15 protein-coding genes are annotated in these 14469 nt (G+C 72.6%); 7 read left to right on the forward strand and 8 right to left on the reverse strand.

Annotated elements, in window-relative coordinates:
* Window positions 1-224 precede the first annotated feature (224 nt).
* The gene (locus F1721_RS10930) at window positions 225-764 is read right to left on the reverse strand and encodes a GNAT family N-acetyltransferase (RefSeq protein ID WP_150066518.1); all 540 of its coding nucleotides are present in this window, start codon (window positions 762-764) and stop codon (window positions 225-227) included.
* A 203-nt stretch (window positions 765-967) separates the two neighbouring features.
* A complete protein-coding gene (locus F1721_RS10935) occupies window positions 968-2263 on the reverse strand; it encodes a nickel pincer cofactor-dependent isomerase, group 22 (protein WP_150066519.1) in 1296 nt (431 codons plus the stop codon).
* A gap of 143 nt (window positions 2264-2406) precedes the next feature.
* On the opposite strand from F1721_RS10935, the gene F1721_RS10940 reads away from it, so the two are divergent.
* Window positions 2407-2805 (forward strand): DUF5313 family protein, encoded by a 399-nt coding sequence (locus tag F1721_RS10940; RefSeq protein ID WP_150066520.1) that lies wholly within the window; start codon window positions 2407-2409, stop codon window positions 2803-2805.
* 4 nt (window positions 2806-2809) lie between these two features.
* Here F1721_RS10940 and F1721_RS10945 read toward each other — a convergent pair whose 3' ends face one another.
* On the reverse strand, window positions 2810-3628 hold the full coding sequence (locus F1721_RS10945; RefSeq protein ID WP_150066521.1) for a universal stress protein: 819 nt from the start codon (window positions 3626-3628) through the stop codon (window positions 2810-2812).
* A 94-nt stretch (window positions 3629-3722) separates the two neighbouring features.
* Between F1721_RS10945 and ilvA the strand changes: the two genes are divergently transcribed.
* Window positions 3723-4973, forward strand: a complete 1251-nt coding sequence (ilvA, locus tag F1721_RS10950) for a threonine ammonia-lyase IlvA (protein ID WP_150066522.1) — start codon at window positions 3723-3725, stop codon at window positions 4971-4973.
* Window positions 4974-5031: 58 nt separating this feature from the next.
* On the opposite strand, the gene F1721_RS10955 is transcribed toward ilvA, so the two are convergent.
* Complete coding sequence (locus F1721_RS10955) at window positions 5032-5805, reverse strand: hypothetical protein (protein WP_211840423.1); 774 nt, start codon at window positions 5803-5805, stop codon at window positions 5032-5034.
* A gap of 139 nt (window positions 5806-5944) precedes the next feature.
* Here F1721_RS10955 and F1721_RS10960 point away from each other — a divergent pair, with 139 nt between their 5' ends.
* The 3 genes from F1721_RS10960 to F1721_RS10970 all read left to right on the forward strand — a co-directional run bounded on the left by F1721_RS10960 (window position 5945) and on the right by F1721_RS10970 (window position 8430).
* A complete protein-coding gene (locus F1721_RS10960; RefSeq protein ID WP_150066524.1) occupies window positions 5945-6760 on the forward strand; it encodes a DUF3097 domain-containing protein in 816 nt (271 codons plus the stop codon).
* A gap of 76 nt (window positions 6761-6836) precedes the next feature.
* A complete protein-coding gene (locus F1721_RS10965) occupies window positions 6837-7271 on the forward strand; it encodes an NfeD family protein (RefSeq protein ID WP_150066525.1) in 435 nt (144 codons plus the stop codon).
* 82 nt (window positions 7272-7353) lie between these two features.
* Window positions 7354-8430, forward strand: a complete 1077-nt coding sequence (locus F1721_RS10970) for an SPFH domain-containing protein (RefSeq protein WP_387511537.1) — start codon at window positions 7354-7356, stop codon at window positions 8428-8430.
* A 65-nt stretch (window positions 8431-8495) separates the two neighbouring features.
* Here the strand turns inward: F1721_RS10970 and F1721_RS10975 are convergent, their stop codons facing one another.
* From F1721_RS10975 to F1721_RS10985, 3 genes are all read right to left on the reverse strand, one after another.
* Window positions 8496-8888 carry a VOC family protein gene (locus F1721_RS10975; RefSeq protein ID WP_150066527.1) on the reverse strand — a complete coding sequence of 131 codons (393 nt, stop codon included), beginning with the start codon at window positions 8886-8888 and terminating at the stop codon, window positions 8496-8498.
* A gap of 4 nt (window positions 8889-8892) precedes the next feature.
* A complete protein-coding gene (locus F1721_RS10980; protein WP_150066528.1) occupies window positions 8893-9717 on the reverse strand; it encodes an AraC family transcriptional regulator in 825 nt (274 codons plus the stop codon).
* A gap of 138 nt (window positions 9718-9855) precedes the next feature.
* Window positions 9856-10542 carry a GntR family transcriptional regulator gene (locus F1721_RS10985; protein ID WP_150066529.1) on the reverse strand — a complete coding sequence of 229 codons (687 nt, stop codon included), beginning with the start codon at window positions 10540-10542 and terminating at the stop codon, window positions 9856-9858.
* Window positions 10543-10638: 96 nt separating this feature from the next.
* On the opposite strand from F1721_RS10985, the gene F1721_RS10990 reads away from it, so the two are divergent.
* Together F1721_RS10990 and F1721_RS10995 are read left to right on the forward strand one after the other, a co-directional pair.
* Window positions 10639-11919 (forward strand): MFS transporter, encoded by a 1281-nt coding sequence (locus F1721_RS10990; RefSeq protein WP_211840424.1) that lies wholly within the window; start codon window positions 10639-10641, stop codon window positions 11917-11919.
* A gap of 100 nt (window positions 11920-12019) precedes the next feature.
* Window positions 12020-13459, forward strand: coding sequence for an aldehyde dehydrogenase family protein (locus F1721_RS10995; RefSeq protein ID WP_150066530.1), 1440 nt, complete (start codon window positions 12020-12022; stop codon window positions 13457-13459).
* A 9-nt stretch (window positions 13460-13468) separates the two neighbouring features.
* Here the strand turns inward: F1721_RS10995 and F1721_RS11000 are convergent, their stop codons facing one another.
* The gene (locus F1721_RS11000; RefSeq protein WP_150066531.1) at window positions 13469-14368 is read right to left on the reverse strand and encodes a LysR family transcriptional regulator; all 900 of its coding nucleotides are present in this window, start codon (window positions 14366-14368) and stop codon (window positions 13469-13471) included.
* Window positions 14369-14469 lie beyond the last annotated feature (101 nt).

A 14469-nucleotide genomic window follows, 5' to 3' on the forward strand; every position in this document is an offset into this window, starting at 1 on the left:
GCGCGGCCGGGGCCGGGCCGGGCGGGGCGGGGGAGCGGGCTGGCGGGGCGTCCTGGTCTGGGGCGGCAAATTCCCTCCGGCTAGGTGGGGCCGTGCGGTGCTGCTGGGTCGAAGACCCGTTCCAGGATCGCACTCATCGGCGCCCGCGGCAGATCATCCGATCGCGTCCAGTTTCGCGACGCACGGTGATCATCGCCGTGTCCACAGTGGAGCGGGGCGTGCCGCTAGTCGGGCAGGTCGCCCTGGCGGATGCGGTAGACCTGCAGCGCGGTGTCGTAGTACTTGGTCGTCTCGCCGACCCACTCCATGCCGATGCGCTGCGCGGTGGAGATCGCCCGCGCGTTGTCCGGGCGGGTCAGGGCGAACACCGCGTCGATGTCGTAGCTGAACGCCCAGCGCAGCAGCGCGATCGCGGCCTCGGTGGCGTAGCCGAAGCCCCACGCCTCGGGGCGCAGCTGCCAGGTCAGCTCGAGGTCGTGGTCGTAGGGCGGCAGCATCCGCAGCACCAGCCCGCCGACCACGACGTCGTCGGACCGGCGCTGCATCGCCCACCGCCCGGTCGGCGGGATCAGGTTGGGCTGCGACTCGGTCCAGGAGTGCACCACGGCGCGCATCGCGGCGAGGTCGGCGACGCTGGAGACGACCGGGGTGAGCCACTCGGTCACCTCGGGTCGGCCGTAGAGCGCCAGCGCGGCCTGCACGTCGGCGTCGCTGGTGGTCCAGTCGCGGACGATCAACCGGTCGGTGGTCAGGGGAGGCTGCATGGCGTCCTCGCCTTCGCCGCTGGGGGAGAACCCTCCGATTTTAGTTCCGCCGCCTGGTCTCGGCGGCTCCTGCGGCGTGCTCCGCCGAGATGAATCTATGGCATCTATTACTTCAGTGTTGAATGAAATAAATCATCGGTCGCACGACACCCGACGAGCGGTTCCGATTCCCGGAAGGCCTGGACGCAGGAGGCTTTCCGCAGTCAGGAGTGCGCGGGCAGGGGCTGGAGGGTTCCCGTGGCGTCGAAGGCCCAGTCGTGCGGTTCGCCGAGCGCCGTCAGGTCCGGGTGCTCGGCGACCTCCTGGGCGTAGGCCTCGGAGACCTCGATGCGCGGCATCGACAGGGTGTTGCGGATGCGCACCACCTTCGCCGGGCGGTCGCGGGGCCCGCGGGACATGTGCAGCGCGGCCACGATCGCGTCGCGGTCGTCGGCCAGCGCCATCGGGATGCGCGCGCCGTCGGGCACGCCGGAGGTCAGCGAGTTGGTGTAGAAGGACCCGAACTCGATCTGGTCCACGCAGCGCTGGGTGGTCACGTCGGCCATGCCGAGACCGCAGGCGTTGCCGTTGGTGTGCTCGGTCAGCCCGAGCACCACCACGCGCTTGATCGGCACCGCCCGGAAGTCCGCGGAGTTGACCGGGGCGCGGCCGGTGATGTTGGGGTCCATCCCGGCACCGCTGATGTCCTTGCCGATCTCGTCGACGACCAGCACGTCGATGTCGGACACCAGCAGCTTCGGCATCAGCCGCTTGGCCTCGACCAGCAGCTCCGCCTCGCGCTCCAGCAGCGCGCCGGGCGGGACCAGCTCCAGCTGGGCCACGTGCTCGTAGGCGTTCTCCACCACGGCCAGCCCGAACTCGATCGGGACCACCTGCAGCACCGCTTCGGCCACGGCGGGGATGAGGGTGTGGAACGCCTCGAAGCCGTGCGAGTGCAGGGTGGTGGCACCGCGGTGCTTGCCCAGCCCGATGGCGATCATCTTGGCCAGGCCGCTCTCGTGGGTGCCGCGGAAGTCGGTGTGCGGCTTGACGCGGCCGAGCACCACGACCCCGTCGGCCTGGGCGGCTTCGGCGTCGAAGTGCACCGGCGTGCCGTCGGGGAGCTCGGTGACCACGACGGTCTCCATCGAGGAGACGATCGGCGCGCCGATGCTCTCCTCGGTGATGCCGTACTCGGCGAGCACCTGCCGCTGGCCTGCTGCGGTACCGCCGCCGTGGCTGCCCATCGCCGGGACCACGAACGGCTTGGCGCCGCAGCTGATCAGCGCGTCGACCAGGGTGGCGACGATGCGGTCGAGCTGGGCGATGCCGCGGCTGCCCGCGGTGATCGCGATCCGCTTGCCGCTGACCGGGTGGGCGCGGTCGTGCGCGGCGACCTGGCCGCGGATGCTGCCCTCCAGGTCCGCCACGGTCTCGGCGGCGAACCGCTGCTCGACCGGGATCATCCTGGGCAGTTCGATGTCGGCTCCGGCCAGCCGGACCGCTTCGACGTTGAACATGCGGCAGATCCTTCCTCCGCGCTGATCCGCGGTCGGCTCGATCGACCGCGCGATGGTGCCACGCCGAACAGACGTGCGGAAGCCCTCGGCCCGGTCCGTCCGGTGTGGACGTCGCGGGGAGTCCCGGGCGCTAGGCTGGGTTGATGTCCGTCAAGCGTCCCGGGCCCGTGCGCTGGTTGTACTACCAGTTCGGCGGCAGGTTGCCCGAGCGGTACCGCGACTGGGTGCTGCACGACGCGACCTGCCGGACGTGGGTGCTGCGGGTGCTGATCCGCGGGTTGATCCAGATCGCGCCGCTGGGCGCGGTGCTGTTCGTCGGGCTGGGCGTGTTCGGCGGGGCGTGGCCGATCGCGGCCGGAGCTCTGCTGCTGGGGCTGCTGGTGGTGGCCCGCATCGTGCTGACCAACTCGGTGGACAGCGTCAACTCGCGCCTGGTGCGCTACGGATTCCCGCCAGGCCACGCCTCGGCGGTGCGCAGGCAGCGCGACGCCGAGGCCGCCGAGCGGTACAAGGCGGTCTGGCGGCAGCAGCCGCCGCGATGACCGGTCAGCGGTGCACTGCGGTCCGGACCACCGCGACCGGGCACGGCGCGTGGTGCAGGACGCCGTTGGCGACCGAACCGAGCAGCAGCCCGGCGAAGCCACCGCGGCCGCGATGCCCCACGACCAGCAGCTGAGCGGACTCCGCGGCGGAGCACAGGGCGGCGACCGGGTGCTGGTTGGCCACTCGGCGGTGCACCGGCACGTCGGGGTGCTCGGCGCACCAACCGGCGAGCTGCTCGGCCAGGTGCAGGTCGGCGCGGGTGCGGATCTCCTGCGGGTCCAGCGGTGGGTAGACGTCGGCGGTGAAGTAGGCGTCCGGCAGGGCCTGCACCGCGACGAGCTCGGCGCGCCGACGGGTCGCGCAGTCGAAGGCGTGCCGCAGCGCGACCTGGCTGCCGGGCGAGTCGTCGACCCCGACGGCCACCGGCCCGCTGTTGCGGGGTGCGCCGCGCACCACCGCGACCGGGCAGCGGGCGTGCGCGGCCACGGTCGTGCTGATCGATCCGAGCAGCACCTCGCGGAACGCGCCGTGCCCGCGCGAACCGACGACCAGCAGTCGCGCGGTCTCGCTGCGGTGCACCAGTTCCCGGGCGGGGTGGCCGTCGGCGACCTCGCCGGTGACCGGCAGCTCCGGCCGCGCCCGGCGGCACCGCTCGACCAGGTCCTCGACGGTCCGCTCGGCGTGGTCCGCGCGGGTGGGGTCGTCGTTGACCAGCACCAGGTGCAGCGGCCAACCGGCCCGTGCCGCCTCGGTCCCGGCCCACAGCGCCGCTCGTGCCGACGGCGGTGAACCGTCGACGCCCACCACGACGGATCTGGTCATCGCGACCGCCCCCTCCGGGTGCCCAGTGTGCGCGCTCGGTGGCGGGGCAGCACCCGAGCGCAGTCGGGTCGACCTGCGCCTTTAGTATCGTTAAGTGGCCGAAGAGTTGAGTCCCGCAGCGATCTTCCGAGCCGGTACCCGCCTGCGGCAGGTGGTCCGGCGCACGCCGCTGGAGACCAGCGGCCGCCTCAGCGGCGAGCTCGGCGTCCCGGTGCGCTTCAAGCGCGAGGACATGCAGGTCTGCCGCTCCTACAAGGTGCGCGGCGCCTACAACCTGATCTCCTCGCTCGGCGCCGAGGAGCGCGAGCGCGGCGTGGTGTGCGCCAGCGCCGGGAACCACGCGCAGGGCTTGGCCTTCGCCTGCCGCGAGCTGAAGATCGAGGGCCGGGTGTACCTCCCGGCCAACACGCCCCGCCAGAAGCGGCGCCGGATCGCCGAGATCGGCGGCGAGTGGGTGCAGCCGATCATCGTCGGCAGCTCCTTCGACGAGGCCAGCGAGGCGTCCCGGCAGGACAGCGAGCGCACCGGTGCCGTCTACGTGCACCCGTTCGACGACCCGCGCACCATCGCCGGGCAGGGCACCGTCGGCCTGGAGATCGCCGAGCAGCACGACGGCCCGGTGGACACCGTGATCGTGCCGGTCGGCGGCGGTGGCCTGCTGGCGGGCGTCGTGCTGTGGCTCAAGGAGCACTTCCCCGAGGTCCGGGTGGTCGGCGCGGAGCCGGCCGGGGCTGCCAGCATGCGCGCCGCGCTGGAGCACGGCGGGCCGATCGCGCTGCCCGAGGTGGACACGTTCGTCGACGGTGCCGCGGTCGGGCGCGTCGGCGACCTGAGCTACCGCGTGGTGCGGGAGCTGGTGGACGAGATCGTGGCGGTGCCCGAAGGTGCGGTGTGCACCGAGATGATCGAGCTGTACCAGACCGAGGGCATCATCGCCGAGCCCGCCGGTGCGCTGGCCAGCGCTGCAGCGCGGCTGCCGCTGGAGCGCCCGGTGCAGGGGCCGGTGGTGTGCGTGGTCTCGGGCGGCAACAACGACCTGAGCCGCTACGGCGAGGTCGTGGAGCGCTCCCTGCTGCACGAGGGGCTGCGGCACTACTTCCTGGTGACGTTCCCGCAGGAGCCGGGCGCGCTGCGGCACTTCCTGGACGACGTGCTCGACGACGGCCAGGACATCGTGGCCTTCGAGTACGTCAAGAAGAACAACCGCGAGACGGGTCCGGCGCTGGTGGGCATCGAGCTGGACCGCGCCGACGAGCTGGAGGGCCTGCTGAGGCGGATGAAGGAGTCCCCGTTGCAGATCGAGCAGGTCTCGCCGGGCTCGCCGCTGTTCTCCTTCCTGCTCTGATCCCGCGCGCACGAAGGGCCCCTCCCGCCCGGCCTGGGCGGAAGGGGCCCTGAGCTGTTCAGGAGCGGGTGGCGCGGTCGGCCAGGACGCGGACCATCTCGGCCACCGAGGCGCAGCGCGCCGCGCGGACCGCGTCGAACAGCGGGCGCAGCGCGTCGGTGCGGGCACGGATCGCCGAGGCGGACAGGGCGCCGCCGGGCGAGTCCTCGGTGGCCACCCACAGGATCGCTTCGACCTCGGTGGCGCGCTGCAGGATCCGCAGGGTGCGCTGGGGGACGTCCTCGGGCCAGTCGGGAGCCGGTCGGGAGGCGACCGTCGCGGCGATCTCCTCGCGCACGCCGGGGCGCTGCTTGGCGACACCGAGCTCGATCAGCGCGGTGGCGGCTTCGCGCATCGCCGAGGCCATGCCGTGCTCGGCCTCGCCGATCGGCAGGTGCTCGGCCGGGGGCAGCTCGCCGGTGCCGAACACCGTCCAGCGCAGGATTCCCTCGGCGACGCGCTCCGGGACCAGCCCGAGACCCGCGTCGGGCAGCACGACGGCTTCGCCGACGCGCATGGCCAGCTTCGCGAAGGGGCTCGACCCGCCGAGCCCGCGGGCGTCGCCGGGGACCGGCAGGACCAGTTCGCCGTCGGTCGCGCCGGCCTTGCGCAGCGCCGCCAGCAGCAGCGCGGGACCGGCGGGGGTGTCGTGCGGGCCGGGGAGGTCCAGCCGCGCGGCCAGATCTTCGTCGGCGGCGCGGACTTCCTGCGATTCGGCCCAGGTCTGCAGGGCGTCGAGCACGTCGTCCGAGGCGGCTGCACCGTGCAGCCAGGCGGACGTCCAGACAACCATCGTGGCGCTTGGGCAAGGCACGTCGAGAAAGGGTACGGACCCGGTGGCGGGATGCGCGTCGGGGGGAGGGCGAGTGTGATCTGCTCGGCTCGGCGCGCCGCCCGCCGCGGGCCGCCCGATCGGATTACGGTCACACCTCGTGCGTTCGGTTGACTACGGCAAGGACGTCCTCGCGGGCCCCCGCCGCAAGAAGGTGCCCGAGATCCCCGCCGAACCGGGGCTGGTGGTCGAGGACCCGGCCAGCGGGTTCTGCGGGGCGGTGCTGCGGGTGGAGAAGAACAACGTGGTGCTGGAGGACCGCCACGGCAAGCAGCGGTTGTTCCCGATGCGCCCGGCGGCGTTCCTGCACGAGGGCAGACCGGCGACGCTGGTGCCGGTGCCCGCCGCGGCGCAGCGCAAGCCCGCCCGGTCGGCGTCGGGTTCGGTGCGCGTCGAGGGGTTGCGGGCGCGCACCGCGCGCGGCAGCCGCATCTGGGTCGAAGGTCTGCACGACGCCGAGCTGGTGGAGCGGATCTGGGGGCACGACCTGCGGGTCGAGGGCGTGGTGGTGGAGCCGCTGCACGGCGTGGACGACCTGCCGGGGATGCTCGCCGAGTTCGGCCCCGAACCGGGGCGCCGGGTCGGGGTGCTGGTCGACCACCTGGTGTCCGGCAGCAAGGAGTCCCGGCTGGTCGACGGCGTCGACGATCCGCACGTGCTCATCACCGGTCACCCGTTCGTGGACATCTGGGAGGCGGTGAAGCCGCAGGCGGTGGGCATCCGGGCCTGGCCGCGGGTGCCGCGCGGCACCGACTGGAAGCAGGGCGTGTGCGCCCAGCTGGGCTGGGGCGAACCGGCCGACGGGTGGCGGCGGGTGCTGTCCGCGGTGTCCGGCTTCCGCGACGTGGAGGCACCGCTGCTGGCCGCGGTGGAGCAGCTGATCGACTTCGTGACGGCGGACGCGCCGGGCCGCTGAACCGGACGAAGTCACACGTTGATCACGCCGCGCGGATCTGGTCTCGCGGTGCTGGGGCGTCTGCCACCATGGGGGTATGACGCCCGCGCTGCTGTGGTTGATCGCCGGGGTGCTGCTGATCGCCGCTGAGGTCCTCTCCGGCGAGTTCGTCCTGGTGATGCTCGGTGCCGCGGCGCTGGGAGCTGCCGGGGCGTCCGCGCTGGGGGCGCCGCTGCCGGTGGACGCCGTGGTCTTCGCGGTGCTGGGGCTGGGGCTGATCTTCATCGCGCGTCCCGCGCTCAAGCGGCGGCTGATGAGCCACCCGCTGGAGCTCAAGACCAATGTGGACGCGCTGGTGGGCAAGCGCGCGGTGGCGGAATCCACAGTGGATGTCCATGGTGGGCAGGTGCGCATCGACGGTTCGGTGTGGTCGGCGCGGGCGTTGGACGAAACGCAGGTCATCGAGGCGGGTCAGACTGTCACCGTGATCGAGATCGCGGGCGCGACGGCAGTGGTGTCGGCCGAGCTGTGAGGAGACGAGGGTGGAGTTTGGCGGACTGATCGTGCTGGTGGTCGTGGTGCTGCTGGTGCTGATCATCGCGGTGAAATCGGTGATGGTGGTGCCGCAGGCGCAGTCGGCCGTGATCGAACGCCTCGGCAAGTTTCGGTCGGTGGCCGAGCCGGGGCTGACCTTCCTGGTGCCGTTCCTGGACCGGGTGCGCGCCAAGATCGACCTGCGCGAGCAGGTGGTGTCGTTCCCGCCGCAGCCGGTGATCACCCAGGACAACCTGACGGTGTCCATCGACACCGTGGTGTACTTCCAGGTCACCGACTCGCGCTCGGCGGTGTACGAGATCTCCAACTACATCGTCGCGGTGGAGCAGCTGACCACCACCACGCTGCGCAACGTGGTCGGCGCGATGAGCCTGGAGGAGACGCTGACCTCCCGCGACGCGATCAACACCCAGCTGCGCGGGGTGCTGGACCAGGAGACCGGCCGGTGGGGCATCCGCGTCGCGCGGGTCGAGCTCAAGGCGATCGACCCGCCGCCGTCGATCCAGGACTCGATGGAGAAGCAGATGCGCGCCGACCGGGAGAAGCGCGCGATGATCCTCAACGCCGAGGGCGCCCGGGAGTCGGCGATCAAGACCGCCGAGGGCGAGAAGCAGGCCGCGATCCTGGCGGCCGAGGGCCAGAAGCAGGCGGCGATCCTGGCGGCCGAGGCCGACCGGCAGTCCAGCATCCTGCGCGCGCAGGGCGAGCGGGCCAGCCGGTACCTGCAGGCGCAGGGCCAGGCCAAGGCGATCGAGAAGATCTTCGCGGCGGTCAAGCGCGGCAAGCCGACGCCGGAGCTGCTGGCCTACCAGTACCTGCAGACGCTGCCGCAGATGGCGCAGGGCGACGCCAACAAGGTGTGGGTGGTGCCCAGCGAGTTCGGCAAGTCCCTGGAGGGCTTCGCGCGGATGCTCGGCGCTCCTGGCGACGACGGCGTGTTCCGCTACGAGCCGCCGAAGGAGGAACCGCCGACCTCGGTGCCGGAGGAGGAAGAGGAGTCGGTCAAGGCCTGGTTCGACACCTCCACCACGCCGGAGGTCGCCGAGGCGGTGCGCGCCGCCGAGGCGGTGGCCCGCAAGGAGGTGCCGAGCCCGACGCTCGGCAACCAGATCACGCCGCCGGACCAGCCCAGCTGACCCAGGTGAGCCGTTGAGGGCGCCCGCTCGCCGCGGGCGCCCTCAACTCGTTTCGGGGGGAGTTCTCAGGTTCCTGCGTAGGTCCCGAAGCTCCAGAGGTTGCCCTCGGGGTCGCGGACGACGAAGTCGCGCGAGCCGTAGTCCTGGTCCCTCGGCGCGTAGAGCGATTCGGCTCCAGCAGCCAGGGCGCGTTCGTACAGCGCGTCGATGTCGTCGGCGACCACGTAGTTGCTCGCGGAACCCTTCTGCTGGGCGAACGGGCTTTCCGGGTCGCAGGTGCCGATCATGATGCCGCCGCCGCGCGGCCAGCGGAGTTCGGCGTGCACGATCTCGCCGTCGTCACCGGGCACGATGAGGGCTTCCTCGAAGCCGAACGCCTCGACCAGGAAGCGGATGCCCGCCTTCTTGTCGAGGTAGGGGACCAGCGGCCAGATTCCGGTCGGTGCTGTGTTGGTCATGGCCTCAGGATGCGGTGCCGAGGTGCTGCGCGCCTTGGACGAATGGAAGCTCCTCGGCGATCCACTGCGATGGGGTCACCCCGGCGAACTCCCGCCAGTCCCGGTTGAAGTGGGCCTGGTCGGTGTAGCCGCAGTCGGCGGCGATGTCGGCCAAGCTGGTCGGGTGCCCGGCGACGAGCCTGCGGCGGGCGGCCTGGAAGCGCAGCACGCGTCCCAGCAGTTTGGGGGAGGGGCCGAACTCGCGGCGGAACCGCGCACCGAGGTGCTGGCGGCTCCAGCCCACTTCGTCGGCCAGCTCGGCGATCGGGACGTGCCCGTCGGTCTCGGTCATGCGCCGCCAGACCCAGCCGAGTTCGGGGGAGGGAAGCGCCGCCGGGGTGGCGAGTCGGCGGAGCGTCGCGCAGAGCACGTCGAACCGTTCGCTCCAGGTGCTCACCGACCGCAGCCGCTCGGTGAGCTCGGCGGCGGCCGGGCCGAGCAGATCGGCCAGGTGGAGGCCGGTGTCGGCGAGTTCACCGGCGGGCACGCCCAGCAGGGCCCGCGCGCCGAGCGGGGTGAGGCCCAGCTGGATGCCGTGCTGGAACTCGCCGTGCTGGATCGTCGCGGGCTTGCTGTGCAGCCCGCCGACGAGCGCGGTGTAGGACATGTGCTGCCCGGTGTCGAAGGTGACGTCCACCGTTTCGTCCAGCGTGATGATCGCGGTCAGGCTCGACGAGGGCAGGCCGCGGTGCACGCCGGGCGCGGACAGCAGCCGGTAGCCGCTGATCTCGCTGATCAGCGCCCGGAGTCCGGGTGGCGGGGTTGCCTTGACGTACTGCGACGTGGCCACGCCCCGAGGTTAGGTGCTCGTCCTGACACCCGTGGTCCGGCTGCGTGATCGGGTTTTGTCACGTTGATTAGTTCAGTGTTGACTGAATTTAATCCGCCTCGGCGCCACGTCAGGCCTGCTCGTTCCGGCAAGAACCGCTCAGAGGTCGTCGGAGTCCGGGTCGAGGTAGGGGCCGCCCGCGACGCCGAAGGCGCGGACCGTGCCGAGCAGGTGCTCGCGCAGCCGGGCCTTGGCGAGCTCGGCGTCGCCGTCCCGCAGCGCCGCCGCGACCTGGGCGTGCTGGTGGGTGATCCGGGGGCGGGCGGCGTGCGTGCGGGCCGTGGCGGTGATGCGCATCTGCTTGTCGCGCAGGGCGTTGTAGAGGTCCGCGACGACGGGGTTCCCGGCCGCGGCGACTAGTGCGGCGTGGAAGGCCCGGTCGGCTTCGTGCATACCGGCGTCGCTGAGCTCAGCGGTGTCGCAGGCCGGGTGCTCGGCGAGCTCCGCGCCGATGGCGGTCATCGCCTCGTCGCCCTGCGCGGCGAGCTTGTCGATGGCGAAGCTCTCCAGCGCCAGGCGGGCTTCCACAACGGCCCGGGCCTCGGCGGCGGTGACCGGCACGACGAGTGCACCGCGCTTCGGGTACAGCCGCAGGAACCCCTCGGTCTGCAGGCGCAGGAAGGCCTCGCGCACGGGCGTGCGGGACATCTGCAGGGCGCTGGCCACCTCGCCCTCGGACAGCAGCTCGCCGTCGGGGTAGCTGCCGTCCAGGAGTCCGGCCTTGACGTGCTGGTAGGCGCGGTCGGCGGCGGGCGCCTCCGGCGCGGCCGCAGTGGCGGAGGACACGGATTCGCGTGGTGTTGCGCTCGACACGAGGTCATCGTACTTCCACCCAACTTGTATCTATGGTGAATACAAGTTTTCCCGGAGAGGAGTTCCGAGTTGTCCGGCACGGCCACCGCCCCGCAACCCGCCCGAACGCGGGCCGACCACGGCACCTCATCGCGCACCGCGTGGCTGGTGTGGGGGATCGGCGCCATCTGCTACTGCGCGGCCCTGTTCCACCGCGCCAGCCTCGGCGTCGCCGCGCCGGAAGCGCTGCAGCGCTTCGCGATCGGCCCGGCGATGCTGTCGCTGTTCTCGGCGCTGCAGCTGGGCATCTACCTGGTGCTGCAGGTGCCGTCCGGGCTGCTGGCCGACCGGCTCGGGCCGCGCAAGGTGATCACCGGCGGCATGGTCGCGCTGGCCGCGGGGTCGGCGGTGTTCGCGGTGAGCGGCTCGATCGTCGGCGGCATCGCCGGTCGGATGCTGATCGGCTTCGGCGACGCGTTCATGTTCACCAACGTGCTGCGCCTGGCCGCGCACTGGTTCCCGCCGCACCGGTTCGGCAAGGTCGCGGCGATCACCGGCCTGGCCGGTGGCCTGGGGCAGGTGGTCTCCACGCTGCCGCTGGGCCTCGCCCTGCACAGCCTCGGCTGGGTGCCCACCTTCGCCGGAGCGGCGGTGCTGACCGCGGGCCTGGCGCTGGTGGCGGGCCTGGCGATCCGCGACCGGCCGGACCACGCCGCGGTCACCGGCGAGCCCGCACCGGAGCCGGAGCGCGTCGCGCACACCCTGCGCCACGTCGTCGCGCAGCGGGGCACCAAGCACTCCTTCTGGGTGCACTTCGTGCTGATGGCGCAGTTCGTCGCGGTGACGACGCTGTGGGGCGGGCCGTGGCTGACCGAGTCGCAGGGGCACGGCCAGGCCGAGGTCGGCTCGCTGCTGCTGCTCAGCGTGCTGGGCTTCATCGCGGGGTCCTGGTTCGCCGGGCAGTTCGTCTCCGGCAACCCGGTGCGGCGCGACCGGTTCACCCTGGGCCTGTCCTGCGCCGTGGTGGCGGTGTGGGCGCTGCTGGTCGCCTGGCCGGGCGTGCTGCCGATGCCGGTGCTGGTGGTGGCGCTGGTGATCATCGGCGTCGGCGGCGGATCGGCCATGCTGGCCTTCGACGGCGCGCGGATGGCCAACGCCGAGCACCGCTCCGGAACCGCCTCGGGCGTGGTGAACATGGGCGGGTTCAGCGCCGCGGTGCTGATCCAGCTTCTGGTGGGCGTGGTGCTGCAGTTCGTGTCGTTCCTGCCCGCGGCGCAGGCTTACCGGTGGGCGTTCGCCCCGGTGCTGGTGCTGCTGGCGGTGGGCACCGCGGCGCAGTGGTGGCTGCGGGACCGGCAGTCGATCGGCTGAGCGCGCCCCGCCCCACTGGTGCGGTTGGGCGGATAGGGTCGGGCGGCGGACGTGGCACCCGGTCGGCCAACGGCGGTCGGCACAGCGATGGAGGTTGTCCTTGACCACGGCGCTGGAACTGCACAACTACGTCGACGGCGAACCCGCGGGGACCCTGGCGGGGGAGACCCTGCCGCTGGTCGACCCGAGCACCGGCGAGGAGTACGGCACCAGTCCGCTGACCCGCTGGATGGACGTGGACGCGGTGATGGCGGCGGCGGCCTCGGCCTTCGAGCCGTGGTCGCGCACCACCCCGCGGCAGCGCCAGCAGGTGCTGCTGGAGGTCGCCGACGCGATGGAGGACCGCGCGGAGGAGCTGGTGCTGGCCGAGTGCCGCAACACCGGCAAGCCATGGTCGGTGGTGCGCGACGACGAGCTGCCGCTGGCGGTGGACCTGATCCGCTTCTACGCCGGGGCGGCGCGCGTGCAGGAGGACGGTGCGGGCGGCGAGTACCAGCCGGGGCTGACCTCGTTCTCCCGGCGCGAGCCGATCGGGGTGTGCGCGCAGGTCACGTCCTGGACGCATCCGCTGCTGCTGGCGGCGGCGAAGTTCGCCCCGGCGCTGGCCGCGGGCAACACCGTGGTGCTCAAGCCCGCCGAGACCACGCCGGTGAGCTCGGCGCTGCTCGCCGAGATCGCGGGCGAGCAGCTGCCGGCCGGGGTGCTGAACCTGATCTGCGGCGACCGGGACAGCGGCCGCGCGATGGTGGCGCACGAGGTGCCGGGGATGTTCTCGATCACCGGCACGGTCCGCTCGGGCATGGAGGTCGCGGGGTCGGCGGCGGCCGACCTCAAGCGCGCGCACCTGCAGCTGGGCGGCAAGGCCCCGGCCGTGGTGTTCGACGACGCCGACGTGGCGCGGGCGGCGCGGCGGATCGCGGTTGCGGCGTTCGGCAACGCGGGCCAGAGCTGCACGGCGGCCAGCCGGGTGCTGGCCGGTCCGGGCGTGTACGAGGAGCTGGTGGCCGAGCTGGTGCGGTGGGCCGAAGCGATGCGGCCGGGGCCGCCGCAGGACCCGGATGCCGGGTTCGGCCCGCTGAACAGCCTCGGCCAGCTGGAGCTGGTGCAGGCGCACCTGGCCCGGTTGCCGGATCACGCGCAGGTGCTGGCGGGGGGCAACCGCCGGGGTGAGCGGGGGTTCTTCCACGAGGCGACGGTGGTGGTCGGCGTGGAGCAGGACGACGAGCTGGTGCAGAACGAGGTCCTGGGCCCGGTGCTGACGGTGCAGCGCTTCGAGACCGAGCAGGAGGCGGTGCAGCTGGCCAACGGCGTGCGCTACGGGCTGGCGGCCAGCGTGTGGACGCGCGATCACGCGCGGGCGATGCGGGTGTCGCGCAGCTTGCAGGCGGGCACGGTGTGGATCAACACCCACCACCCGCTGGCGGCGGAGATGCCGCACAGCGGTTTCAAGCACTCGGCCTCGGCCCGCGACTTCGGCCGCTACGGCCTGGAGGAGTACAGCCGGATCAAGCACGTCATGTCCGCGCTGGACGAGGACTGATCCGCTGGGTCAGTCCCCGGTGCGGGTGGCGGTGGCCAGCAGGGCGGCGGCGGAGCCGGTGAGGCGGAGCCCGGCGCGCCAGACGGCGTGCAGCGGTCGGCGCAGGTCGAGGTCGGCGACCGGGATCTCGACCAGGCGGTGTTCGGCCAGGTCGGTGGCCACCGCCAGGACGCTGAGCCCGGCGGGGCCCGCACCGGCGACGACGGAGTTGCGGACCGCGGTGGTGGAGCGCAGTTCCAGCAGCGGGGTGACCGGTTCCGCCCCGACCTCGGTGAGGGCGCGGTGGAGGGTTTCGCGGGTGCCCGAGCCGTGTTCGCGCACGATGAGCGGGGTGGCGGCCAGTTCGGTGGCGGTCAGCGGTCGGCGCAGCCGGGTCCAGGGGTGCCCGGGCGGGGCGACCACGATCATCCGGTCGCGGGTGACGAACCGGACGGAGACGCCCTCGGGTGGTGTCGGGGTTTCGATGAAGCCGATGTCGGCCCCGCCGTGGCGCACCGCCTCGGCGACCGCGACGGAGTTGGCGACGTCCAGTTCGACGTGCACGTCGGGCAGGGCGACGCGCAGCTGGCTGAGCCAGCGCGGCACCAGGTACTCGGCGATGGTCATGCTGGCTGCCACGCGCAGCGTCGCCTGCTGCTGAGCGCGCAGCGCACGCACCCCGTTCATCAGGCCGTCGACGTGGGCGAGGACCTGCCGGGCCCAGTCGCAGACCATGACCCCGGCGGCCGTGAGCGTGCAGCCCCGGCGGGTCCGCTGCACCAGCGGCAGGCCGAGCTGGCGTTCGAGGCGGCTGAGCCGCTTGCTGGCCGAGGGCTGGCTGACCTGCAGCTCGGCCGCGGCGGCGCCGATGCTGCCGAGCTCGCCGACGAGCACGAGCAGGCGCAGCGATTCGGGGTCGGGCGGGGTCATTCCTCCAGGGTAGGTGGGTGCACCGGGGACACCGCGCAGGGTGCGGCTGCGGTGCAGCTCCGGCATTCCATCTGGCTATGACGTCCTGCGCAGATCACGGC

The sequence above is a fragment of the Saccharopolyspora hirsuta genome, assembly GCF_008630535.1.
GTDB lineage: Bacteria > Actinomycetota > Actinomycetes > Mycobacteriales > Pseudonocardiaceae > Saccharopolyspora > Saccharopolyspora hirsuta.